Source organism: Ovoidimarina sediminis (assembly GCF_032586175.1).
In the GTDB taxonomy this organism is placed as follows: Bacteria; Pseudomonadota; Alphaproteobacteria; order Rhodobacterales; family Rhodobacteraceae; genus Ovoidimarina; species Ovoidimarina sediminis.
On record NZ_JAWHTE010000021.1, the window covers coordinates 16,465 to 39,847 of the forward strand.

20 protein-coding genes are annotated in these 23,383 nt (G+C 65.8%); 8 read left to right on the forward strand and 12 right to left on the reverse strand.

The window, feature by feature from the left end; translation table 11 throughout:
• Positions 1–64: 64 nt before the first annotated feature.
• From guaB to RXV90_RS19520, 4 genes are all read left to right on the forward strand, one after another.
• A complete protein-coding gene (gene guaB, locus RXV90_RS19505) occupies positions 65–1,510 on the forward strand; it encodes an IMP dehydrogenase (RefSeq protein WP_316650843.1) in 1,446 nt (481 codons plus the stop codon).
• Between the two features lie 156 nt (positions 1,511–1,666).
• Positions 1,667–3,280 carry a hypothetical protein gene (locus RXV90_RS19510; protein ID WP_316650844.1) on the forward strand — a complete coding sequence of 538 codons (1,614 nt, stop codon included), beginning with the start codon at positions 1,667–1,669 and terminating at the stop codon, positions 3,278–3,280.
• Positions 3,281–3,293: 13 nt separating this feature from the next.
• Entirely contained in the window at positions 3,294–4,490 is a 1,197-nt protein-coding gene (locus RXV90_RS19515; protein ID WP_316650846.1) for an RsmB/NOP family class I SAM-dependent RNA methyltransferase, read from the forward strand.
• Between the two features lie 134 nt (positions 4,491–4,624).
• Positions 4,625–6,928 (forward strand): hybrid sensor histidine kinase/response regulator, encoded by a 2,304-nt coding sequence (locus RXV90_RS19520; protein WP_410482388.1) that lies wholly within the window; start codon positions 4,625–4,627, stop codon positions 6,926–6,928.
• 7 nt (positions 6,929–6,935) lie between these two features.
• Here RXV90_RS19520 and RXV90_RS19525 read toward each other — a convergent pair whose 3' ends face one another.
• The 5 genes from RXV90_RS19525 to recA form a co-directional block, all read right to left on the reverse strand.
• A complete protein-coding gene (locus RXV90_RS19525; protein ID WP_316650849.1) occupies positions 6,936–7,391 on the reverse strand; it encodes an MOSC domain-containing protein in 456 nt (151 codons plus the stop codon).
• 14 nt (positions 7,392–7,405) lie between these two features.
• Entirely contained in the window at positions 7,406–7,696 is a 291-nt protein-coding gene (locus RXV90_RS19530) for a DUF1330 domain-containing protein (RefSeq protein WP_316650851.1), read from the reverse strand.
• Positions 7,693–10,365, reverse strand: coding sequence for an alanine--tRNA ligase (gene alaS, locus RXV90_RS19535; RefSeq protein WP_316650853.1), 2,673 nt, complete (start codon positions 10,363–10,365; stop codon positions 7,693–7,695). The genes RXV90_RS19530 and alaS overlap by 4 nt, the downstream gene beginning before the upstream one ends.
• Before the next feature lie 120 nt (positions 10,366–10,485).
• A complete protein-coding gene (locus RXV90_RS19540; RefSeq protein ID WP_316650855.1) occupies positions 10,486–10,851 on the reverse strand; it encodes a nuclear transport factor 2 family protein in 366 nt (121 codons plus the stop codon).
• A 924-nt stretch (positions 10,852–11,775) separates the two neighbouring features.
• Positions 11,776–12,864 (reverse strand): recombinase RecA, encoded by a 1,089-nt coding sequence (gene recA, locus RXV90_RS19545; protein ID WP_316650857.1) that lies wholly within the window; start codon positions 12,862–12,864, stop codon positions 11,776–11,778.
• Between the two features lie 240 nt (positions 12,865–13,104).
• Here recA and RXV90_RS19550 point away from each other — a divergent pair, with 240 nt between their 5' ends.
• A complete protein-coding gene (locus RXV90_RS19550; RefSeq protein WP_316650859.1) occupies positions 13,105–13,326 on the forward strand; it encodes a DUF6471 domain-containing protein in 222 nt (73 codons plus the stop codon).
• 18 nt (positions 13,327–13,344) lie between these two features.
• Positions 13,345–14,223, forward strand: coding sequence for a hypothetical protein (locus tag RXV90_RS19555; protein WP_316650863.1), 879 nt, complete (start codon positions 13,345–13,347; stop codon positions 14,221–14,223).
• A gap of 269 nt (positions 14,224–14,492) precedes the next feature.
• On the opposite strand, the gene typA is transcribed toward RXV90_RS19555, so the two are convergent.
• The 4 genes from typA to RXV90_RS19575 form a co-directional block, all read right to left on the reverse strand.
• Positions 14,493–16,313 carry a translational GTPase TypA gene (typA, locus tag RXV90_RS19560; RefSeq protein ID WP_316650864.1) on the reverse strand — a complete coding sequence of 607 codons (1,821 nt, stop codon included), beginning with the start codon at positions 16,311–16,313 and terminating at the stop codon, positions 14,493–14,495.
• 60 nt (positions 16,314–16,373) lie between these two features.
• A complete protein-coding gene (locus RXV90_RS19565) occupies positions 16,374–16,703 on the reverse strand; it encodes a DMT family transporter (RefSeq protein WP_316650866.1) in 330 nt (109 codons plus the stop codon).
• Between the two features lie 100 nt (positions 16,704–16,803).
• Positions 16,804–17,415 carry a YitT family protein gene (locus RXV90_RS19570; protein ID WP_316650868.1) on the reverse strand — a complete coding sequence of 204 codons (612 nt, stop codon included), beginning with the start codon at positions 17,413–17,415 and terminating at the stop codon, positions 16,804–16,806.
• A 39-nt stretch (positions 17,416–17,454) separates the two neighbouring features.
• Positions 17,455–17,913, reverse strand: coding sequence for an Lrp/AsnC family transcriptional regulator (locus RXV90_RS19575; RefSeq protein WP_316650870.1), 459 nt, complete (start codon positions 17,911–17,913; stop codon positions 17,455–17,457).
• A 116-nt stretch (positions 17,914–18,029) separates the two neighbouring features.
• Between RXV90_RS19575 and RXV90_RS19580 the strand changes: the two genes are divergently transcribed.
• A complete protein-coding gene (locus RXV90_RS19580; protein WP_316650871.1) occupies positions 18,030–18,236 on the forward strand; it encodes a DUF6356 family protein in 207 nt (68 codons plus the stop codon).
• 1 nt (position 18,237) lies between these two features.
• On the opposite strand, the gene RXV90_RS19585 is transcribed toward RXV90_RS19580, so the two are convergent.
• Both RXV90_RS19585 and RXV90_RS19590 read right to left on the reverse strand, forming a co-directional pair.
• Positions 18,238–18,984 carry a hypothetical protein gene (locus tag RXV90_RS19585; protein WP_316650873.1) on the reverse strand — a complete coding sequence of 249 codons (747 nt, stop codon included), beginning with the start codon at positions 18,982–18,984 and terminating at the stop codon, positions 18,238–18,240.
• 74 nt (positions 18,985–19,058) lie between these two features.
• Positions 19,059–20,270, reverse strand: a complete 1,212-nt coding sequence (locus RXV90_RS19590; RefSeq protein ID WP_316650875.1) for an NADP-dependent isocitrate dehydrogenase — start codon at positions 20,268–20,270, stop codon at positions 19,059–19,061.
• A 241-nt stretch (positions 20,271–20,511) separates the two neighbouring features.
• Here RXV90_RS19590 and RXV90_RS19595 point away from each other — a divergent pair, with 241 nt between their 5' ends.
• Positions 20,512–22,740 carry an NADP-dependent isocitrate dehydrogenase gene (locus RXV90_RS19595; protein WP_316650877.1) on the forward strand — a complete coding sequence of 743 codons (2,229 nt, stop codon included), beginning with the start codon at positions 20,512–20,514 and terminating at the stop codon, positions 22,738–22,740.
• Here RXV90_RS19595 and RXV90_RS19600 read toward each other — a convergent pair.
• Positions 22,737–23,309, reverse strand: coding sequence for an HD domain-containing protein (locus RXV90_RS19600; RefSeq protein WP_316650879.1), 573 nt, complete (start codon positions 23,307–23,309; stop codon positions 22,737–22,739). The genes RXV90_RS19595 and RXV90_RS19600 overlap by 4 nt on opposite strands.
• Positions 23,310–23,383: the final 74 nt, after the last annotated feature.

The following is a 23,383-nucleotide window of genomic DNA, read 5'->3' on the forward strand; positions in this document are numbered from 1 at the left end:
TTTTCGCCCCCCGCGATCCGTGTAATAGCAACCTGCCAACCGATCTTCCCGAGGAGAGGACCTGATGGAGATTCGCGAGGCGCTTACCTTCGACGATGTGCTGCTTGTGCCGGGGGCGTCATCCGTCCTGCCGTCCGAGGCCGATACCCGCACACGTGTCACCCGCGACATCGCGATGAACATCCCGCTCCTGAGCTCTGCGATGGATACGGTGACGGAATCGCGCATGGCCATCGCGATGGCCCAGGCCGGCGGCATCGGGGTGATCCACCGCAATCTCGATATCGAGGAACAGGCCCGCGAGGTGCGCCGCGTCAAACGGTTCGAATCGGGCATCGTCTATAACCCGATCACGCTGACGCCCGACCAGACGCTTGCAGACGCCAAGGCCCTGCAGGAACGCTACAACGTCACCGGCTTCCCGGTGGTGGGCGAAGGCGGGCGGCTCGTCGGCATCGTCACGAACCGCGACATGCGCTTCGCCACTTCCCACGACACGCCCGTCCGCGTGATGATGACCTCCGACAATCTCGCCGTCCTGACCGAACCCGCCGATCTCGACGAGGCGAAATCGCTGATGAAGGCGCGGCGGATCGAGAAACTTCTGGTCACCGACGGCGCGGGCAAGCTTACGGGGCTTCTGACGCTGAAGGATACCGAACAGGCGGTGCTGAACCCGCAGGCCTGCAAGGACAGGCTCGGGCGGCTGCGCGTCGCGGCGGCTACCACCGTGGGCGACAAGGGCTTTGAACGCTCCGAGGCGCTGGTGGATGCCGGCTGCGACGTGATCGTGATCGATACCGCGCACGGCCATTCGAAGGGCGTGGCGATCGCCGTAGAGCGGGCCAAGCGGCTCTCGAACGAGGTTCAGATCGTGGCGGGCAACGTCGCGACGGCAGAGGCCACGCGTGCGCTCATCGCCGCGGGCGCGGACGCGATCAAGGTGGGCATCGGCCCCGGCTCCATCTGCACCACGCGGATGGTGGCGGGCGTCGGCGTGCCCCAGCTTACGGCGATCATGGATGCCGCATCGGGCGCGGGCGACGTGCCCGTGATCGCCGATGGCGGCATCAAGTTTTCCGGCGATTTCGCCAAGGCGATCGCCGCCGGGGCCTCCTGCGCGATGGTCGGCTCGATGATCGCGGGCACCGATGAAAGCCCCGGCGAGGTGATCCTCTACCAGGGGCGCAGCTTCAAGAGTTACCGCGGCATGGGCTCTCTCGGCGCGATGGCGCGGGGCTCGGCAGACCGGTATTTCCAGTCGGACGCCGCCTCGGACAAACTCGTGCCGGAAGGGATCGAGGGGCAGGTGCCCTACAAGGGGCCGGCCGGCACGGTGATTCATCAGCTCGTGGGCGGGCTTCGCGCCGCAATGGGATACACCGGCTGCGCCACCATCGAAGAGATGCGCACCAACTGCCAGTTCGTGAAGATCACCAATGCCGGGCTCAGCGAAAGTCACGTCCATGACGTGACGATCACGCGCGAGTCGCCGAACTACTCTCGCTGACGCCGAATGCTGCCGCATGGGCGGCATCGTGCACGGATCGGCAACGGTTCGCGCCCCGGCCGGGTGCGCCCGGGGCATCTCATGGCAAATCTGCGCCTTATGAGGTAAACCTAAGACGGATCTGACCGAAGTGTTCCCATGTGGGGGGGCGTCAGAATGGCCAATGGCGGGCCAGAGAACGGCACGGCGAAGCGCCGCCCGATACGGCGGCTGCCTCCGAACAAGCGGCAGGGCCGGTGGGATCTGCGGCTTGAGGAGGCGCGCGCCCGGCGCGAGGCCGCTCTTGCGGGGCAGGGAGAGCCCGCAGACGACGCGTCGTCCGCAACGCCCCCTGCGTCCCCCGTCGATCTGCCGGACGAGCGCGACTTGCGGCGCACCCCCGCTGCGCCCCGGCACCGCGATCCCTTCACCGCGCCTGCCGAAGCGCCCGGGGTGCCGCCTGCGTTGGTGCCGGAAGACGAGGGCGACGCCCCTGCGGGCGCACCGGTAAAACCCGCTTCCGAACCGCGCAGCAGGCAAAAGAAGACGGCCGGTCTTTCACGGCGCCTGCTCTGGGGTGGCCTCTCTTACGGCCTGCTCGCCGCCGCCGTCGTCTACACGCTGTTCGAGACCGGTATTCTGCCACCGAAACCCTCGGCGCCCGAACGGCTCGCCACCTCTCCGCTGCAGGCCGCGCCTTCCGATCCGCTGGCGGGGCCAGCAGGTGCGCCGGCGCTGACGGGCGATCCGCCCCGCAGCGCTCCGGCCCCCGCCACGCCCGGGGCTGTCGCGCTGCCGTCAGGCGCCTACCGTCTTCTCAGCACGCCGCCCGCGCCGCTCAACCGCCCGCCGCCGCGCCTTGCCGAAGCGGTTCCGCGCCCCAGCCCGCTGCCCTCTCTCGCAGCGCCCGCACCTCCACCTCTGGAAACGGTGGCCACGATGCGCTTCGACGAGCGCTACCGCGGCCGCCCTGCGATGATGCCGTTCAACCTGAACAACCTGATCTCGACGACGGCCCCGCCGCCCCGGCTTCTGGTGATCCCGGTTCCCGATCCGGTGCCGGAAATCGCGGTGACGCCGACCTTGCTGATCCCGCTTCGCCTGACGCCGCCGGCACCGCGCCCGGGAATAGTCGTGCCGGTCTTCGAGGCATCGGATGAGGATGCCCGGCCGCGCGCGCGCCCCGTGCCTGACGCAGGCGATAGCTTGTCGCCGGAAGAGGCGCTTTCCGCCTCCGACACGCAGGACGACGCGTTTGACGGCGCGCCTCTGGCAGAGGCCGGCAGCGAACCGCTTGCCGACAACGTGCCGCAACCCGCCTTGCCTGAAGACAATGCAACGCCTGAGCCGCTCCCCACGGCTGACGCGTCTCCCCCGGATGTCACGCCATCCGCGCCGCCACGCGACGGGCGCGTCGTCCTCTTCGCGCCCAGTATCACGTCCGATACCGAACTCGGCGTCCTCGGCGCCCAGATCCGGGCCATGGGGTTTGGCGACGTCACCGAACGGCGGCACGGCTTCGGCATCGCCGACACGCAGATCCGCTACTACTTCGCCGCCGATCGTCCCGCCGCTCTGGACCTCGCGCAAACCTTCGACGGGGATGTGCGCGATTTCACGGGCTTCACGCCGCGCCCCGAACCCGGGCTGATCGAGGTCTGGCTGCCGGGCGAGGCACCGGTCAGCCGGTCCGCCACCGCACCTGCCGCGCCGGAACCTCCCGAACGTCTCTCGCCAGTCGAAGCGGTCGGGCGTACGCTGAACCGCATCATCGACGATATCCTGCCCTGAGGCCCGGCCCCCCGTGACCCCCGCTGCCCGCATCGCCGCCGCGATCGAAATCCTCGACACCGTGCTCACCGGTCAGCCGGCCGAACAGGCGCTGACCAACTGGGCCCGGCGGCACCGTTTCGCAGGCTCGGGCGACCGGGCGGCGATCCGCGATACCGTCTTCGACGCGCTCCGCCGCCGCCGCTCCGCCCTCTGGGCCTCGGGGGCAGGGGAGGAAACAGGGCGCGCCCTGATGATCGGCAGCCTCACGCTCCAGAAAATCCCGCTCGATCCGATCTTCTGCGAGGCCCGCTTCGCCCCGCCACCGCTTTCGGCGGAAGAGCACGCGGCCCTCGCCGCCGCCGATCCCGCCACGGCGCCTGATCCTGTTCGCCTCGACTATCCCGACTGGCTCGACACGCCGCTTCGCGAGGGCCTCGGCGACAGGCTCGGGCCCGTCATGACGGCCCAGTCCACCCGCGCCCCCATCTTCCTGCGCGTTAACCTTCTGAAGACGACCCGCGACGCCGCCCTCCGCCGCCTCGCCGAAGAGGGCATCGCGGTCACGCCGCATCCGGAGGTCGCGACGGCGCTCACGGTCGAGGGTGGCGGGCGCGGCCTCCGCCAGGCGCCAGCCTTCGCGGACGGGTGGGTGGAGCTTCAGGACGCTGCCTCCCAGGCCACGGCGCTCTTCGCCGCCGAGGCGGCGCCGCGCGAAGGAAGACCCCTCAAATGCCTCGACTATTGCGCCGGAGGCGGCGGAAAGACCCTCGCCCTGGCGGCCGCGCTCGATACCCCCGTCGCGGCGCATGACGCCGATGCCGGCCGCATGTCCGATCTTCCGGCCCGTGCGCGGCGCGCAGGCGCCGACGTCACCCTCCTCAAGCTGGGCGAACCGGCCAGGCAGGCGCCCTGGGATCTGGTCCTCGTGGACGCGCCCTGTTCCGGATCCGGGGCCTGGCGCCGCCAGGCCGAGGCGCGGTGGCAGCTGAGCCCTGCGCGCCTAGCCGAGCTCACCGCACTCCAGGCGACGATCCTCGACGAAGCGGCGGCGCTTGTCGAAGAGGGCGGGGCGCTCGTCTATGTCACCTGCTCGATTCTCGGGGAAGAGAACGAAGCCCAGGTCTCTGCCTTCCTCGCGCGCCACCCCGGCTGGCGCTGCGTGACGGCCCGCCGTTGGTGGCCCGGATCGCACGGGGACGGCTTCTTCGTGGCACACCTTATAAGGTAGCGCGAACTTTTTACGCAACCTTAAGGCGATTTTTCTATTTGGATTAACACCTGATTAACCCATAGTACCCGATAGAGGACTGAACGAGACGAAGACTAAAGGGGATGGGTGTGCGTGATCCGGTCCAGCCGATGATGAAAGCAGGGCCATCGGCGCTCGGGCACATTCCCCCCGCGACCCGCCGCTCAGGCCCGGTGCACCTTGTTCTGCTGGGCGCGGTTCTGATCGGGCTCACCAGCGCCATCGGCGATCCGCTCCTGTCAACGGTCACACTCGCCGGGGGAATCAGCCTTGTCGCGGCCAGCGGGCTGATCTTCGCGCTGTCCGCCTATCGCCAACGTGTCGCGACGACGGATGCCCGTGCCATCGCACGCGTCACGGCGCGCGACGCCTCGCCCTGTTTCACCACGAATGAAGACGCCTGCATAACCTACCAGAACGATGCGGCCACCGCACGCTTCGGCGCGCGCCCCGGCGCGTCCCTCGCCAGTGTATTCGGCGGGATCCTCGCCTCCCCCGGCGCGGTCATCCAGCGCGTCAGCGGGCGTGCCACGGCCACCGGCGCCGCGCAGGAGGATCTGAGTGTCAGGAACGGCATGGTCCGCCTCTCGGCCTGGGATCTCGGCGATAACCGGCTTCTGTGGCGGCTGGACGAATTCGCCGCGCGCACCGGGGCATCGGGCGGGGCAGATGGCGTCAGCCTGCCGATGCTCACCGTCGCGAAATCGGGCGCGGTCCTGCATGTGAACGAGGCGCTGCGCCGCCTCGTCGGCGGGCGGCCCAAGACGCTCGACAGGATCATCGCCGATCTGCCGCTCCGGCCCGGCGACGTGCATCGCGTGTCCACGGAAACCGGCGTGCGCCATGTCACGGTGATCGAGGTGCAGGGGCCTGCCGGGCGGCGCGAACTCTACCTCCTGCCGGTCACGGTCGATACCGGCCCGGTGAACTGGGACATGATCGATGCGCTGCCCGTCCCGATCCTGAAGCTCGCGCGCTCGGGCGTCGTGCTGATGGCCAACCGCATGGCGAAAGAGCTTCTGCGCGTCCAGCCGGGCGAGGAAACGGGGTTCGGCAGCCTTGTCGAGGGCCTCGGGCGCCCGCTCGCCGACTGGGTGGCAGAGGCCGCCGACGGGCGCGGCAGCGGGCGGCCCGAATTCCTCCGCGCGGCCCGCGTTCCGCAGGATACCTATATCCAGGTCACGCTCACGGGGTTCGAAGAAAACGGGCAGGGCGCGGTCATCGCCGTTCTGAACGACGCGACCGAACTCAAGACGCTCGAGGCGCAGTTCGTGCAATCCCAGAAGATGCAGGCCATCGGCCAGCTCGCGGGCGGCGTGGCGCATGATTTCAACAACCTGCTCACCGCGATCAGCGGCCATTGCGATCTCTTGCTCTTGCGCCGCGATCCGGGCGATCCGGACTATGCCGATCTTTCCCAGATCCACCAGAACGCCAACCGCGCGGCAAGCCTCGTGGGGCAGCTTCTGGCCTTCTCGCGGAAACAGAACCTTCGCCCCGAACACATCGATCTGCGCGAAACCATGGGCGATCTCGCCCATCTCCTGAACCGCCTCGTGGGGGAGAAGATCGCCCTCACCTTCACCCACGATCCCGACGCCAAGCAGGTGCGCGCCGACAAGCGCCAGTTCGAGCAGGTGATGATGAACCTCGTGGTGAATGCGCGCGACGCGATGCCCGACGGTGGCACGATCGAGGTGGAAACCCGCGCCACCACGCTCGCCACCGAACTCACGCGCGACCGTGCGGTCGTGCCCCCGGGGGAATACGTGATGATCCGCGTGGTCGATCACGGCACCGGGATCGATGCCGACAGCCTGCAGAAGGTGTTCGAACCCTTCTTCACGACGAAACGCGCGGGCGAGGGCACGGGGCTCGGCCTCTCCACGGTCTACGGGATCGTCAAACAGACCGGCGGCTTCATCTTCGCTGACAGCGAACCGGGCTCGGGCACCGCGTTCACGATCTACTTCCCAGCGCAGGACCCGCCCGCCCCGGAAGAGGCCACGGCACAGGCCGAGGCGCCGCGCACCCGGTCGAAGGAACGCCACGGCCATGGCGTTATCCTTCTGGTCGAAGACGAGGCGCCGGTACGCGCCTTCGCAAGCCGCGCGCTGCGCCTGCGCGGCTACACGGTGATCGAGGCGGCGAACGCGGAAGAGGCGCTCGAACAGCTGCGCGACGCCACGCTGGATGTCGATGTCTTCGTCACCGATGTGATCATGCCCGGCATGGACGGCCCCACATGGGTGTCCGAGGCCCTGCGCGACCGCCCCGACACGCGCGTTGTTTTCGTCTCGGGCTATGCCGAGGAAAGCTTTGCCGAAGGCCAAGCCCGCATCCCTCAATCGGTGTTCCTGCCGAAACCCTTCTCGCTGTCGCAACTGACCGAAACGGTGCAGGCCCAGATCCACTGAGCGCGGCTCAGCCCCGCTCGGGGCGCACCACGTCGCCGATCGCGATCCGGCCCGGCTCCAGAATCTCGGCATAGACCCCGCCATGCCCCCGCATCGCGGTATAGCCCCCGTGGCCCAGCGCCTCTTCCATCCGGGAACAGGGCGGGCAGGGGCCGGTGACCTCGATCAGCACGGGGCCCACCCGCAGCCGCGCCTTTCGAAAGCCCAGAAGGTTCAGCCCCGACACCAGAAGGTTGCGCCGCAAAAGCGCCGGCGCCACCGCCTCGCGCCCCAGAAGCGCGGCCAGAACTCCCAGATGCTCGGCCTGAAGAAGTGTCAGCGCCCGCTTCCCGGCCCGCCCGTGATCGCCCTCAGGGCCCTCCGGGGTGATCTCGGCCTCCTGAACCTCGCGCACCGGCTCGCGCCGGCCGGGCCGAAGCCCGATCCACGCAACCCGGCCCTCCCGCGCGGTCCGGGCCATCATCTCGGCAAGGCCCGTCAGGCAGGCGCCTCTTCAACCACCACAAGCTCCCGCGTGGCGGCGCCCTTCGCGAACTGAAGCGCCTCCTGGTAGCGCTCCGAATTGTAGCAGGCCACCGCATCCTCGACCGAGGGAAACCGCGCCACCACGTTCCGCGGCCGGTCGGGCCCCTCAAGCTGGACGTAGGCGCCACCCCGGGCAATGAAGACGCCCCCATGGGCGGCGATCGCCTCGGTCGCGATCGCGGCGTATTTCCCATAGGCCTCCGCGTCATGCACGTCGACATGGGCGATCCAGAGTGCGCTCATGACAGCTCTCCCAACAGTGTTTCAACGGCCGCGATCGCGGCATCGGCCTTCTCGGCATCCTTGGCGCCACCCTGCGCCAGGTCGGGCCGGCCGCCGCCGCCCTTGCCGCCCAGCGCCTCCACGGCCGCCCGCACCAGATCGACGGCCGAGACCGTGCCGGTCAGGTCGTCGGTCACGCCCGCGGCCACCGCCGCCTTGCCATCGGCTTCGGCGATCAGAAGCACGGCGCCCGTGCCAAGCCGCGCCTTGTGCGCGTCGATAAGCGACGGCAGATCCCGCCCCGAAACGCCGCTCAGCGTCTGCGCGACGAAGGCCACGCCGCCCACATCGCGCGCCTCGGCCCCGCCATCGCCGCCACCGCCCATCGCCACCTTGCGCCGCAGCTCCGCCACCTCGGCCATCAGCGCCTTCCGCTCGTCCAGAAGCGCGCGAATCCGCTCCGGCACCTCCTGGGGCTGCGCCTTCAGCGTCAGCGCGGCCTCCGCCAGCCGGTGATCCTGCCCCGCTAGGTACTGGAACGCGGCATCGCCCGTCAGCGCCTCGATCCGCCGCACACCCGCCGACGACGCGCTGTCGCCCAGCGTCACGAAGGTGCCGATATCGCCAGTGCGCGTCACATGGGTGCCGCCGCAAAGCTCGATCGAATAGGTCGCCCCGTCGACACCCTTTCCGGTCTCGGCCCGGCCCATCGACACGACCCGAACCTCGTCGCCGTATTTCTCGCCGAAAAGCGCCTGCGCCCCGATGCCGCGCGCCTCGTCGGGCGTCATGATCCGCGTCTCCACCGGTGCGTTCTGCCGGATATAGGCGTTCACCTCGGCCTCGACGCGCGCCAATTCCTCAAGCGAAAGCGCCTTCGAATGGCTGAAATCGAACCGCAGGCGGTCGGGCGCGTTCAACGATCCGCGCTGCGCCACGTGACTGCCCAGGGCCTGCCGCAGCGCCTCGTGCAGAAGGTGCGTCGCCGAATGGTTCGCCCGGATCTGCCCGCGCCGCGCGTGATCGACCGTCAGATGCACCGATCCGCCCACCGCCAGCGCGCCGCTCTCAAGCCGCGTCAGATGCCCGAACACCGCGCCGCCCGCGAACCGCTTGGTATCGGCCACGGCCCCCACGACATCGCGGTTTTCCAGGTTCGTCATGTGGCCGGTGTCGCCCACCTGGCCGCCGGCCTCGCCGTAGAACGGGGTCTGGTTCAGCACGATCCAGGCCTCGCCGGGGCCCTCGAACCGCTCGACCGGCGCGCCATCCTGCACGATCGCCACGATCTGGCCCTCGGCGACCTCCGTGTCATAACCCAGAAACTCGGTTGCGCCCGTCCGCTCGGCGATATCGAACCAGTGGCCCGCATCCGCGGCCTCGCCCGATCCCGCCCAGGCGGCGCGTGCCTTGGCCTTCTGCGCTTCCATCGCGGCGTCGAAGCCCGCGACATCCACGCTCCGGCCCTTCTCCCGCAAGGCATCCTGCGTCAGGTCCAGCGGAAACCCATAAGTGTCGTACAGCTTGAACGCCTCTTCGCCCGGCAGTTCCGCGCCGTCAGGCAGGCCGGCCAGCGCCTCGTCCAGAAGCGTCAGCCCCCGGTCCAGCGTCTGGCGGAACCGTGTTTCCTCAAGCCGCAGGGTTTCCTCGATCAGCGCCTGCGCCCGGCCAAGCTCGGGGTAGGCCTGCCCCATCTGGCCGACGAGCGCGGGCACCAGCCGGTGCATCAGCGGATCCTGCGCGCCAAGCAGCGCCCCATGCCGCATCGCCCGCCGCATGATCCGGCGCAACACGTAACCGCGCCCCTCGTTCGAGGGCATCACCCCGTCCGCGATCAGGAAGGAGGTTGAACGCAGGTGATCCGCGATTACCCGGTGATGCACGTTCCCCGGCCCGTCCGGATCGGAGGATGTCGCATGTGCCGAGGCCTCGATCAGCGCCCGCATCAGGTCGGTGTCGTAATTGTCGTGCTTGCCCTGCAGAAGCGCCCCGATCCGCTCGAGCCCCATGCCCGTATCGATCGACTGCATGTCGAGCGCTTTCATCGAGCCGTCCTCGAACTGCTCGTTCTGCATGAAGACGATGTTCCAGATCTCGATGAACCGGTCGCCATCCTCGTCGGGGCTGCCCGGCGGGCCGCCCGGAATATGCTCGCCGTGGTCATAGAAGATCTCGGTGCACGGCCCGCAGGGCCCCGTCGGCCCCATCTGCCAGAAATTGTCCGAGGTCGCGATCCGGATGATCCGGTCCTCCGGCACGCCGGTCTTCTTCCAGATCTCCGCCGCCTCGTCGTCGGTGTGATAGATCGTGACCAGCATGCGCTTGGGGTCGATGTCGAAGCCCTTGGTCAGAAGCTCCCAGGCATAGGGAATGGCATCCTCCTTGAAATAGTCGCCGAAGCTGAAATTCCCCAGCATTTCAAAGAAGGTATGGTGCCGCGCGGTATAGCCCACATTGTCGAGGTCATTGTGCTTCCCGCCGGCGCGCACGCATTTCTGGCTCGTCGTCGCGCGGGTATAGTCGCGATGCTCGAGCCCGGTGAAGAGGTTCTTGAACTGCACCATGCCCGAATTGACGAACATGAGCGTCGGGTCGTTCCGCGGCACGAGCGGCGATGATGCGACGACCTCGTGATCGTTCTTCGCGAAATAGTCGAGGAAGGTGGAGCGGATGTCGTTCAGGCTGGGCATGGGCGCGGGCTTCGCTTCGGCTGCTGTCAGGCGTTCCGCCCATTTAGCCCTCTGCCCCGGGGGTGTCCACGGGGGATGGGCCCGATCGGGTGGATCGCCGCCCCCCTCAACACGGCAGGATCACGCCAGGTGGTGAAAACACTTGAAGACGATCCGCCAGCGCCCGTCTTCCTCAAGCAGGGTCAGCGTGTCGCGAAATTTCTCGCCCGCCCAGACATTCGTGACGATCACCACCGCGGTATCGCCCGATGTCCGGATCATCTCGATCTCCCAGGCCGGCACCTCCGCGCCCGCGGGAAGCGCATGGGCGGCACAGTCCTCCGCGAAGGCCTCGACGCCCATCCATTCCAGCGCGCCGCCGAAATGCCCTGCCGACACGCCGCGGGGGTGAAAGGCCGCGCGCAATTGCCCGGCATCCCCAAAGGTCATTCCCATCACATATGTGGCAACCGTCTCGCGGATCGCTGCCTCTGTCACACTATCCATCGCCGTCCTCCCCGCTTCATCCGATCATCGCGCGCGACGTGCCGGCCTGTCACCTGAAAAGACGCGGGCGGCGCCGTGCCCCTCGGGTCGACTCGCCCGCACGAGGCCAAATACCGGACTCGCGCCTGCGAAAACATGCCGCCTTCGGCGCCGGACCGTCACGCGAGCGCCCGTGGCTCTCCCGCGCACACCTGCCGCCTGCCGCGCCGCCTCGTCCCGCAAGCTCCCGCGCCTCTCCCATGGCCCCCTGGCACGGCACCGGGGCCCTTTCGCCGCCCGTCGGCCAGGGCAGTCACCTCAGGACAAAGCGCTGTGGCCGCGGTTGGCGGCTCCCTCAGAAGGAAAAAAGGGCCCGGCCAACCGCCGCGCCCTCCCTTCTCGTGGCCGAAAGTATCCCGGCGGGGGGCACAGCCCCTTCGACCCCCGCCAACCGGCAATCGCCTCGCGCAACGATGTGTTCGCGCGTAACGTCCCCCCGAACAGGATATCGCCCACGAAGATGTACCGCCTGCGTTGCCGCACGGTCTGGTAAACTCCCATACCTCTCCCGCGGCCCCCTGGCACAGTGCCGGTGCCTTTTCGCCGCCCGTCGGCCGGAAATCGCCCCACATCACGATGTGCTCGTAGGTAACATCCCGCCCCGGACAGAAATCCGCCGGCGAAAACAGGGCACCTGCTGCGCTGCACCTTCCGCAAGCTCCCATGCCTTTCCCATGGCCCCCTGGCACGGCACCGGGGCCGTTTCGCCACCCGCCGGCCAGGGCAGTCACCTCAAGACAGAGCGCTCTTGCCGCGCGTGGCGGCCCCCTCAGAAGGAAAAAAGGGCCCGGCCAACCGCCGCGCCCTCCCTTCATGTGGCCGAAAATATCCCGGGGGGAGCCGCCCGGGCTCCGGGCGGCGGGGGGCAGAGCCCCCCGAACCGGCTCAAAGGTCGACGAGCGCGTCGTCTTCCCCGTCCGCTTCCGCCTCACTCTCGGGCATGTCGAAATCCAGCCCGTGCGCGGCCCGGATCTTGTCCTCGATTTCCAGCGCGATCTTCGGGTTCTCCTTCAGATATCCCTTGGCGTTCTCCCGCCCCTGGCCGATCCGTTCGTCGCCATAGCTGAACCAGGCGCCCGACTTCTCCACCACCCCAGCCTTCACGCCAAGGTCCAGAAGCTCGCCGGTCTTCGAAATCCCCTCGCCATACATGATGTCGAACTCGACCTGCTTGAACGGCGGCGCCACCTTGTTCTTTACCACCTTCACCCGGGTCTGGTTGCCCACCACCTCGTCGCGATCCTTGATCGCGCCGATCCGGCGGATGTCCAGCCGGACGGAGGAATAGAATTTCAGCGCATTGCCGCCCGTGGTCGTCTCGGGCGAACCGAACATGACACCGATCTTCATCCGGATCTGGTTGATGAAGATCACCATGCAGTTCGATCGGCTGATCGAGGCCGTCAGCTTCCGCATCGCCTGGCTCATCAGCCTTGCCTGCGCGCCCACGGTCGCGTCGCCCATATCGCCCTCGAGTTCCGCCCGCGGCGTCAGCGCCGCCACCGAATCGACGACGACAAGGCTCACCGCGCCCGACCGCACCAGCGTATCGGTGATCTCCAGCGCCTGTTCGCCCGTGTCGGGCTGCGAGATCAGAAGTTCGTCAAGGTCGACGCCAAGCTTCTTCGCATATTGCGGGTCAAGCGCGTGTTCGGCATCGACGAAGGCGCAAACCCCGCCTTTCTTCTGCTCCTCGGCGACGCAATGCAGCGTCAGCGTCGTCTTGCCGGAGCTTTCCGGGCCATAGATCTCGATCACCCGGCCCTTCGGCAAGCCGCCGATCCCAAGCGCGATATCAAGCCCCAGCGATCCGGTCGAGGTCGCCTCGATCTCGCGCATCGGGCTCCCGGCGCCCAGCTTCATGATCGAGCCTTTGCCGAATTGCCGTTCGATCTGCGCCAATGCCGAATCGAGGGCCTTCTGACGGTCGTCGCTGCGCTTGTCGCTCATCTCGAGAATACTTGCCGTGGCCATAGGTCCTGTTCCTTATTCCATGGCCGCACCCGGGATGCCAGAGGGGGCAGGGGGCGCGGCGATGCTGCACATGTTCGCCTCTTGTTCTTGTTTTGAGGTATGAGAACAAAACGCGAAGATTTCAACTCTTTTCTTCGGCCTTATGTATCAAGCGCACCAGTTAACAGCCCGTTAACCCTGCTATCCTGCGCCCATGCAGGACAAAACGATAGACAACGTACTCCGCCACCTTCACCGGGAATGCATGAACGGTCGCCATGGTGGGTTGATGTATGGGCAAGTCTTCCGGCAAACCTGCTCAAAGCAGAGTTGAAACGTAAGGGGGTGACTTACAGTCATCTTGCCGACATGATCGGGGAGAAAGAAGTCAACATTCGCAACAAGTTATCCAGAGGCAAATTTAGTGCCGCGTTTCTCCTGCAATGCCTGAACGCGATTGGGGCGAACGAGCTCCGCTTGTAGTTCTAGTTTTTTTTACTGGTGATTTTTGCCGGTGTGGTGGCTTGGGATGCACTAGAATACCCAAGACCAGGAAGCATACATCAAGACTATCATCCCAGCGAATATGCAAAACGCGCCGAGGAACGCATTGCGGTAATATGCCGTGATCTTGTCGGCGTTCAGCAGGCGGCTTGCGCGGCTGAAATAGCAGACAGACAGCGGGAAAAACATGATTCCGAGCGCGACCTTAATGCCCAAAGGTACATGGCGTTTTGGGCCTTCTGGATGGTCGTCGCATCGACCATTGCGGCTTTTGCTACACTCGTCGGTCTGATCTTGCTTCAAAGGACGTGGCGCGAGACGAAGCGAACCGCTGACGTAGCTCAATCGGCTTTTCTGATGTCCGAGCGTCCGCACCTTTTCATTGGTGAAGTTCAGCCAATGGCTCCGCTGTTTTCTGATTACCCGAACCGCGTAATTAATCCTGATCTTGAGTTCTTCGACGTGCGCTACGACGTGCAAAACCACGGAAAGACACCAGCAATTATCAAGGCTCTTGAGGCTTCTGTTCGCATCCTGCCCAATCTCGACGGTACACCCGAGTTTTCTTCCGGTGAACAAAGCCCGTTCGAGATGATTGTTGCGGCGGAGCGCGCCAGAACCGCTAGTCAATTCATGCGACGCGCGATCACCGAAGAGGACGCCCACCTCATCAGCCGAAGTCGACAAGTCTACATTGAGGGCGCTGCGGTTGGGCACATCTTCTTTTATGTCAGAGTAACCTACACCAGCCCTCTCGGTGTCACAGATCAAATCATGTCTGCATTTCGGTATGACCCGATCACTAACGATTTCATTCCAGCAAGTGGAAGCAACTTCAACTACCGCCGTCTCGGCCAAATAGAGCCCCAAAGCTAAAGCAGCCCAAATCACCCCTCATCCCCCGTGCCGGGGGCGAGAGCCGGTGACGCATCTGGTGCGCTTGATACATAACGCCGCTTTTCTTCGCGTCCACTCTGAAGCCACGTGGTTAACGGGCCGTTACCGCCACATGTCCGGCGGGCCCGGTGGCCTTCATGCGGCCGGAAATATCCCGGGGCCGCCCTTCAAGCGTGATTGGTCCGATCGACAATGGCGATGGGCAGCGCCCCACATGGTCGGCGCGGCCGTCAGGCCGCGTCGATCCCCTATTCCGCCGCCCGCGCCTGGCGTTTCCGCTCATGGGGGTCGAGATACCGCTTCCGAAGCCGGATGGCAGAGGGCGTCACCTCCACAAGCTCGTCATCGTTGATATAGGCGATGGCCTCTTCCAGCGAAAACCGCGTGGGCGTCGTCAGCACCACCGCATCGTCCTTCCCCGATGCGCGGATATTCGTCAGCTTCTTGCCCTTCAGCGGGTTCACCTCCAGGTCGTTGTCCCGCGAATGCTCGCCGATGATCATCCCCTGATAGACGTCTTCCTGCGCCCCGATGAACAGCCGCCCGCGTTCTTCGAGGTTCCACAGCGCATAGGCCACCGACTGCCCGGGCTCCATCGAGATCAGAACGCCCGCGCGCCGCCCGGGGATCGCGCCTTTCCACGGCGCCCAGCCATGGAACACCCGGTTCAGAACCCCGGTGCCGCGGGTGTCGGTCAGGAATTCCCCGTGATAGCCGATCAACCCGCGCGATGGCACCAGCGCCACGATCCGCGTCTTGCCCGCGCCCGCGGGCCGCATTTCCGTCATCTCGCCGCGCCGGGGGCCAGTGATCTTCTCGATCACCGCGCCGGAATAGCCGTCGTCGACATCGATCGTCACTTCCTCGATCGGCTCGTGGCGCACCCCGTCGATCTCGCGGGTCAGCACCACGGGGCGGGAAATCGACAGTTCGAACCCCTCGCGCCGCATGTTCTCGATCAGAACGCCCATCTGCAATTCGCCGCGGCCCGCCACCTCGAAGGCCTCGCCGCCCGGCGTGTCACTTACCCGGATCGCAACGTTCTGTTCCGCCTCGCGCATCAGGCGCTCGCGGATCACCCGGCTCTGCACCTTCTTGCCGTCGCGGCCCGCCAGCGGGCTGTCGTTGATCCCGAAGGTGACGGAGATCGTGGGCGGGTCGATCGGCTGCGCGGGCAGGGCCTCGTCGACGGCAAGGGCCGCGATCGTGTCCGAAACCGTGCCCTTCGACATGCCCGAGATCGAAACGATGTCGCCCGCCACGGCCTCCTCGATCGGTTGCTGGCCGAGGCCGCGGAACGCCTGGATCTTCGACACCCGGAACTGCTCGATCGGCTGGCCCATCCGGCTCAGCGCCTTCACCGTCGCCCCGGTCTTCAGCCGCCCGGTTTCCACCCGGCCCGTCAGGATGCGGCCCAAAAACGGGTCGGCCGACAGGGTCGTGGCGAGCATCGTGAAATCCTCGTCCACACGGCCCTGCTGGCGCGGGCGGGGCACGTGGTTCACGATCAGCCGGAACAGCGCCGACAGATCCTTCCGCGGCCCGTCCAGATCCTCGTCGGCCCAGCCCGAGCGCCCCGACGCATAGAGATGCGGGAAATCGAGCTGATCCTCGTTCGCGTCAAGCGCGGCGAACAGATCGAACACTTCATCCAGCGCCCGGTCCGGCTCTGCATCGGGCTTGTCCACCTTGTTCAGCACGACGATGGGGCGCAGGCCGAGGGCCAGCGCCTTCGAGGTGACGAATTTCGTCTGCGGCATTGGCCCTTCGGCGGCATCGACCAGAAGGCACACCCCGTCGACCATCGACAGGATTCGCTCCACCTCGCCGCCGAAATCGGCGTGGCCCGGCGTGTCGACGATGTTGATCCGCGTGCCCTTCCATTCGACCGAGGTGCACTTGGCGAGAATCGTGATCCCGCGTTCCCGCTCCAGGTCGTTCGAATCCATCGCGCGTTCGGCCACGGCCTGGCCTTCGCGGAAGGCGCCCGACTGGCGCAGAAGCTCGTCGACGAGCGTGGTTTTCCCATGGTCGACATGGGCGATGATGGCGATGTTGCGAAGGTCCATGGGGCACTCTTAAGGGCTGCTCGCGGGGGAGCTAGCGCGCCCGGGCCGGAAAGACCAGCCTCAGTGACCCGTGGTCTTGGAAAAGAGGTGAATGACGAGGATCCCGGCAAGGATCAGTGCAAGGCCCAGGATCGCGGCGGCATCGAGCCTCTGGCCAAACAGAACCCAGCCGATCGCGGCGATCAGGATGATTCCAAGCCCCGACCACATCGCATATGCCACGCCAACGGGAATGACCTTGAGGCAAAGGCCGAGGAAGTAGAACGACACCGCATATCCCAGGACAACCAGAAGCGAGGGCCCGAGCTTGGTGAACCCGTAGCTCGCCTTCAGGGCGGAGGTGCCGATCGTCTCGAAGGCGACGGCGATCACGAGATAAAGGTAGGGCATGGCGGGCCTCGCATGGGTCGGTGGCCTGCCCCTCATGCCGATCCCGGGCCCATGGGGCAACAGGGATGTTCAACGGCGGGGCGCGGCGCGCCCGGCACGTCTATCGCCCGATATACCTGTCCTTCCGGTGGTTCACCCCGATGATCAGGTTCACCACCACCGCCCCCAGCAGCGACCAGATCACCAGCGGCAGGTCGAGCACGAAAAGCGCCGCGGCGAACAGGGCCACGTCGAAGATCAGCTGCGTCCACCCGGCCTGAAACCCAATCCGCTCCTGCAGGTACAAGGCCAGCACCCCGATCCCGCCCAGCGATGCGCCGTGGCGGAAGATCACGATCAACCCCAGTCCGATCATCCCGCCCGCCAGTGCCGCGCCGAGGGGCGTGTTCACCTGGCCCAGTTCCACAAGCCGCCCGAAGGCTTCGGTGAAAACCGAAACCATCGCGACGGCGATGAAGCTTTTCACCGTGAAACGGGGCCCCAGCCGAAGCCATGCAAGGATGTAGAAGGGCAGGTTCACGAGGAAAAAGACCCCGCCGAACGGCAGCCCCGTCACATAGGCCAGAAGAACGCCAAGCCCCGCCGTCTGCCCGGTCACAAGCCCCAGATGCGTCAGGAAAACGACGCCGAGCGCGCACATCGCGGTGCCCAGCACGAAGGCCATCGCGTCTTCGAAAAGCGTGTGTTCCAAGGGTTTGTGCGGTTCCGCCATGGCCCGCCTGCTGACACGGGCCACGGCCGGTGTCCAGCGTCACAAGGGCAGGGCGGTGGTGTGCTTCAGTTCTTCCATAACGAAGCTGGCCGACACGTCGCTCATCTCCACCTTCTCGATCAGCCGCCTGTAAAGCGCGTCGTAGCCCGCAACATCCGCCACCCGGGCGCGCACGAGATAGTCGAGATCCCCCGTCATCCGGTAGGCGCCGAGGATCTCGGGCATCGTGCGGGTAGCGCGCCTGAACTTCTCCAGCCATTCCGCGTCGTGACGGTTTGTGCGGATCAGCATGAAGACGGTCAGCGGCAGGCCGGCCTTCTCGGGATTGACGAGGGCCACGCGCTTTTCGATCACGCCGGCCTCTTCCAGCGCCTTGATCCGGCGCCAGCAGGCGTTGCGGCTGAGGCCGACGGCCTCGCTCAGCGCGTCGAGGCTTTGGTCGGCGTTTTCCTGCAGCGTCCTCAGAATGCGCCGATCGGTTTCATCAATGTCCCGCATTATTGGGGTATCATGGGATAATTTCTCACATTCTGCAAGTCAATCAGCACTTATTTGGGACACTCTCCCATCGTCCCGGCGCTATCCTTGATGAAAGAGCAGTACAGGAGTTTCCCATGATCGACCGCGTCTTCCTCGACCATCCGCGCAGCGTCGAAGAAAGCTATCTCGAACATGCCGCCTTCGCCGGGCGGTTCTCGGGCCGGCTCTTCCTGGCCGCCTGCGCCGCGGCGGTGCACGCGGTGATCCCCTGCCTCTTCGAGAAGACGGCAAGCCGCATGGTCGCCGAACTCTACGCCAAGACGGCACATCGCGGCCGCTGAGCTAGTCTTCGCCGCCGCCCCGCCAACGCTCCCGCAAGACGGCGAGGGTCAGCGCCAGGCTGTCCTTCCGCTCCGACAGTTGCCGAAGCGTCAGGCGCCGGTGCCGCACCACCCTCCGTGCGATCCGGAAGTTGAGGCGGCGCTGCCGGTCCAGCGCCTCTTTCGGCAGCCGCCGCCTGACGAACCGCCAGAGCCAGCCGAGCTGGAAGAATGCGGCCGTCTTGAACGCCGTCTTGCGCAGAGTTTCCCAGATCATCCGCCCCAAAGCGGTTAACGCGGCGATCGCCCAGAACGGCAGCTTCACCAAAAAAAGAATCAGCCAGAGCCCGAGGGACGTGACCGACAGCGCCAGCGTGGCGAACAGAACGATCAGCGCGGCCACCAGTTTCTCGTACCACTGAAGCCCTGCGAACCACCCCATCAGCGCGTCGTACTGCGCCCGCACCCGGCTGCGATAGGCGGCGAAGAACGCCTCGATCCGGCGCAGCAGGGCATTGCCCACCAGAAGCGGCAGGGCGCTTGTCATCAGCCATTTCTTCAGAAGCTCGATCTGGAAGAAAGCCTGCGTCTCGGTCTTGAGCCAGGCAAGGATCGCGGGCCATTCGACGGTGGCGAGTTTCTTCAGAACGAACTTGAGCTGCACCGCGATCAGGCCGAGCGCCAGAAGCACCGCCTCGCCGAAATACCACGTCAGCGCCAGCGAGAGGCCGGCGACGAGGATCAGGAGGAGAAGCGCGCGCAGGAACATGTGCTTGAAAGCCTAGGCGATGTGCCGCCGGGTCTGAACCGGCGCTCCCGGCATGGCCTTTCCCGGCCCCCGCCTCAGCTCAACGCCGCCTGCAGGTTCTCGTCGATCTTGTCGAGGAAACCGGTCGTCGTCAGCCACTTCTGTTCCGGCCCCACCAGAAGGGCGAGATCCTTCGTCATGTCGCCGCGTTCCACGGTTTCCACCACGACGCGTTCCAGTGTTTCCGCGAACTCCATCAGGCGCGCATTGTCGTCGAGCTTCGCGCGATGCTTGAGCCCGCCGGTCCAGGCAAAGATCGAGGCGGTCGAATTGGTCGAGGTCGCCTTGCCCGCCTGATGCTGGCGGTAGTGCCGCGTCACCGTCCCGTGGGCGGCCTCGGATTCGACGATTTTCCCGTCCGGCGTCATCAGGATCGAGGTCATGAGCCCCAGCGAGCCGAAGCCCTGCGCCACGGTATCCGACTGCACGTCGCCGTCGTAGTTCTTGCAGGCCCAGACGAACCCGCCCGACCATTTCATGGCCGAGGCCACCATGTCGTCGATCAGCCGGTGCTGATACTCGATCCCGGCCTCGTCGAAGCGCGGCTTGAACTCGTCCTCGAAGATCCGCTGAAAGATCAGCATGAACTGGCCGTCATATTCCTTCAGGATCGTGTTCTTGGTCGACAGGTACACCGACCAGCCGAGGTTCAGCCCGTAGTTGAACGAGGCACGGGCAAAATCCTCGATCGACTGATCGAGGTTGTACATGCCCATGTAGACGCCGGAAGAGGGCGCCTTGTAGACCTCGCGCTCGATCACCTCGCCGTCCTCGCCCACGTATTTCATCGACAGCGTGCCGGCGCCGGGAAACTTGAAATCGGTCGCCCGGTACTGGTCGCCAAAAGCGTGGCGGCCGATCACGATGGGTTTCGTCCAGCCCGGGACAAGGCGGGGCACGTTCCGGCAGATGATCGGCGCGCGGAACACGACGCCGCCCAGGATGTTGCGGATCGTGCCGTTGGGCGAACGCCACATCTTCTTCAGCCCGAATTCCTCCACCCGGGCCTCGTCGGGCGTGATCGTCGCGCATTTCACGCCGACGCCCACCTCCTTGATCTTCTCGGCGGCGTCGATGGTGATCTGGTCGTCGGTGCGGTCGCGTTCCTCGATCCCGAGATCGTAATACAGAAGGTCGATATCCAGGTACGGCTCGATCAGCTTTTCGCGGATGAAGTGCCAGATGATCCGCGTCATCTCGTCTCCGTCGAGTTCGACGATGGGGTTTTCGACCTTGATTTTCGACATTGCGCCGGATCCTCCTGAGGGCTCGCGTCCGAAGGGCAGCATAGCCTGTCCCGCGCCCCCGGGTCAGGGGGTGTGGGGTGATGATGCGGCGCCAGGTCGCGGTGAATTCGTGGTTGGTATACATTCGTACACATTGACTTGTCGAGGCCGCTTCGATACGCGAAGCGCAATCCCGAACAGGCGGGCGCGGGAACGAGGGATGCGCGCCCGAAACCCCATAAGACACTTGGAGGCACGACGGATGGCCCAGACCAGCACGCCGGACATCATCTACACAAAGGTTGACGAAGCCCCTGAACTTGCGAGCGCTTCGCTTCTTCCCATCATCCGCAGCTTTGCCGCGCCTGTCGGGATCAAGATCGGCACGCGCGACATCTCGCTTGCGGGCCGGATCATCGCGGCCTTTCCGGAATACCTGACCGAAGATCAGCGCCAGTCCGACGACCTTGCGATCCTGGGCGATCTTGTGAAGACGCCCGAGGCGAACGTGATCAAGCTGCCCAATATCTCGGCCTCCGTGCCGCAGCTGACGGCGGCGATCTCGGAACTTCAGGGGCAGGGCTACGCGCTTCCCGACTACCCCGAAAGCCCTGAAACCGATGAGGAAAAATCGGTGCGCGCGCGCTATGACGCGATCAAGGGCTCGGCCGTGAACCCGGTTCTGCGCGAAGGCAATTCCGACCGGCGCGCGGCCCAGGCGGTGAAGAACTACGCCATGGCGAACCCCCATTCGATGGGCGAATGGAGCGCCGACAGCAAGACGCATGTCGCCTCCATGACCGGCGATGATTTCTACGCCAACGAAACCTCGACCACCGTGACCGCCGCGCAGGCGGGGCCGGCGAAAATCGTCTTCACCGGGACGGGCGATGTCGAGACCGTGCTGAAGGACGGCGTCGAGATCGCGGAAGGCACCGTCGTCGACGCAAGCTTCATGTCCGCCGCGGCGCTCCGGGCGTTTCTGAAGGAACAGGTGGCGGATGCGAAGGCGAAGGGCGTTCTGTTCTCGCTGCATCTGAAGGCCACGATGATGAAGGTTTCGGATCCGATCATCTTCGGGCATGCGGTTTCGGTGTTTCTTGAGGATGTATTCGACACCCATGGCGAAACCCTGAAGGCGGCGGGCGTTAACCCGAATTCGGGGATCGGCGCGCTGGAGGCGCGGGTGGCGGAATTGCCCGAAGGCGTGCGGGGCCAGATCGAGGCCGATATCGCCGCGCTGATGGCGGCGCGGCCGCCGATGTACATGGTCGATTCCGATCGTGGAATCAGCAACCTGCACGTGCCGTCGGATGTGATCATCGACGCCTCGATGCCCGCCGTGATCCGCGCGGGCGGCAAGGGCTGGGGCCCGGACGGGCAGCCGGCGGATTGCAAATGCGTGATCCCGGACCGGTCCTATGCCCCGGTCTATGACGAGACGATCAAGTACTTCAAGGAAACCGGCGCGCTTGATCCCGCCACCGCGGGCGCGGTGCAGAACGTGGGCCTGATGGCGCAGAAGGCCGAGGAATACGGCTCGCACCCCACCACCTTCGAGATCCCCGAGGCGGGGACGGTGAAAGTGATCGCCGCCAATGGCGACGTGCTTCACCAGCATGCGGTGGGCAAGGGTGATATCTGGCGCGCCTGCTTCACGCGAAAGGCCCCGATCGAGGATTGGGTGCGGCTTGGCATTGCGCGGCAGAAGGCCACCGGGGCGCAGGCGATTTTCTGGCTCGACGCGAACCGGGCGCATGACGCCGAGCTGATCAAGTATGTGAAGCCGATGCTGGAAGCCGCTGGTGTGGATGACAAATTCGAGATCATGGCCCCGCGCGAGGCAACGCGTGCGTCACTGGAGACGATCCGGGCGGGCAAGGATTCGATCGCGATCACCGGCAACGTCCTGCGCGACTACCTGACCGATCTGTTCCCGATCCTCGAGCTTGGGACCTCGGCGAAGATGCTGTCGATCGTGAAACTGATGCAGGGCGGCGGGTTGTTCGAAACCGGGGCCGGTGGATCGGCGCCGAAGCATGTGCAGCAGCTTGAACGCGAGAACCACCTGCGCTGGGACAGCCTGGGCGAGTTCTGTGCGCTGGGTGAAAGCCTGAATTACCTGGGTGAAGCGACTGGAAAGAAAGGCGCTTCCGTCCTGGGCGCGGCGGTGGATGCGGCGACGCAGAAGATCCTCGACCATGGCCATTCACCGGAGCGGAAGGTGGGCCAGAACGACACGCGGACAAGCCATTTCTACTTCGCGCTGCACTGGGCCGAGGCGCTGGCGGCGCAGACCGATGACGCGGAGCTTGCGGCGCATTTCGGGCCGATTGCCGAGGCGCTGAAGGACAGCGAGGCGACGATCCTGGCCGAGCTGAAGGCGGCGGAGGGATCGCCTGCCGATACCGGCGGCTACTACCACACCGATCCGGAAAAGACCGCGGCGGTGATGCGCCCGAGCGAGACGCTGAATTCGATCATCGGCTAGGCGCCGAACCAGGCGCGGATGCGGGTTTCGAGGTGCGCCCAGACAATGGGCGCACCGCGCTTTGCCTTGCTTGCAACTCGTGTCTCAAGTTGTTCATAAGTCACGTTAAATTCGGCCCAGGTTCCGCCGCCTGACTGCAGGTTGGCGACGACGGGCTGGATCCTGTCAAGGGATTTGGCGAAGACCGCGTCATCGGATTCGGCGGCTTCGAATTCGTCCCAGAGGGCGCGGAATTCCGCGGCCTGATCGGGGGGAAGGAGGCCGAAGAGCCGGTCGGCGGCCAGTGCTTCCCGCGCCGCCTGCCTGGCCGGGTCGTGGCCGCCGTGGATCGGGGCGTCGCCCGCGTCTATCTCGACAATATCGTGCAAAAGCAACATCTTGAGGACGCGGTTGATATCGACGGGCCGCGTCGCATGTTCGGCCAGCGTCAGCGCGTAGAGCATGATGTGCCAGCTGTGTTCGGCCGAATTTTCACGGCGCGAACCGTCGTGGAGGGTGGTGCCGCGGAGGATGGATTTGAGCCGGTCGGCTTCGTTCAGAAAGGCAAGCTGGGCGTCTAGTCGGGACATCGTTGTTACCTTTCCGGTCGGTGCATTAAGCGGAAATCTGGCCGAAAACCGGCCGTACACCCGGCGTACACAAC

Bases quoted from the DNA above. Each gene is read 5' to 3' on its own strand.
- RXV90_RS19525 (WP_316650849.1), bottom strand. From the start codon at position 7,391: ATGATGGCCCGGACCGCGCGGGAGGGCCGGGTTGCGTGGATCGGGCTT.
- RXV90_RS19530 (WP_316650851.1), bottom strand. From the start codon at position 7,696: ATGAGCGCACTCTGGATCGCCCATGTCGACGTGCATGACGCGGAGGCC.
- typA (WP_316650864.1), bottom strand. From the start codon at position 16,313: ATGGACCTTCGCAACATCGCCATCATCGCCCATGTCGACCATGGGAAA.
- alaS (WP_316650853.1), bottom strand. From the start codon at position 10,365: ATGCCCAGCCTGAACGACATCCGCTCCACCTTCCTCGACTATTTCGCG.
- RXV90_RS19580 (WP_316650871.1), top strand. From the start codon at position 18,030: ATGATCGACCGCGTCTTCCTCGACCATCCGCGCAGCGTCGAAGAAAGC.
- RXV90_RS19510 (WP_316650844.1), top strand. From the start codon at position 1,667: ATGGCCAATGGCGGGCCAGAGAACGGCACGGCGAAGCGCCGCCCGATA.
- recA (WP_316650857.1), bottom strand. From the start codon at position 12,864: ATGGCCACGGCAAGTATTCTCGAGATGAGCGACAAGCGCAGCGACGAC.
- RXV90_RS19575 (WP_316650870.1), bottom strand. From the start codon at position 17,913: ATGCGGGACATTGATGAAACCGATCGGCGCATTCTGAGGACGCTGCAG.
- RXV90_RS19565 (WP_316650866.1), bottom strand. From the start codon at position 16,703: ATGCCCTACCTTTATCTCGTGATCGCCGTCGCCTTCGAGACGATCGGC.
- RXV90_RS19550 (WP_316650859.1), top strand. From the start codon at position 13,105: ATGCATGAACGGTCGCCATGGTGGGTTGATGTATGGGCAAGTCTTCCG.
- RXV90_RS19595 (WP_316650877.1), top strand. From the start codon at position 20,512: ATGGCCCAGACCAGCACGCCGGACATCATCTACACAAAGGTTGACGAA.
- RXV90_RS19585 (WP_316650873.1), bottom strand. From the start codon at position 18,984: ATGTTCCTGCGCGCGCTTCTCCTCCTGATCCTCGTCGCCGGCCTCTCG.
- RXV90_RS19520 (WP_410482388.1), top strand. From the start codon at position 4,625: ATGAAAGCAGGGCCATCGGCGCTCGGGCACATTCCCCCCGCGACCCGC.
- RXV90_RS19590 (WP_316650875.1), bottom strand. From the start codon at position 20,270: ATGTCGAAAATCAAGGTCGAAAACCCCATCGTCGAACTCGACGGAGAC.
- RXV90_RS19540 (WP_316650855.1), bottom strand. From the start codon at position 10,851: ATGGATAGTGTGACAGAGGCAGCGATCCGCGAGACGGTTGCCACATAT.
- RXV90_RS19570 (WP_316650868.1), bottom strand. From the start codon at position 17,415: ATGGCGGAACCGCACAAACCCTTGGAACACACGCTTTTCGAAGACGCG.
- guaB (WP_316650843.1), top strand. From the start codon at position 65: ATGGAGATTCGCGAGGCGCTTACCTTCGACGATGTGCTGCTTGTGCCG.
- RXV90_RS19600 (WP_316650879.1), bottom strand. From the start codon at position 23,309: ATGTCCCGACTAGACGCCCAGCTTGCCTTTCTGAACGAAGCCGACCGG.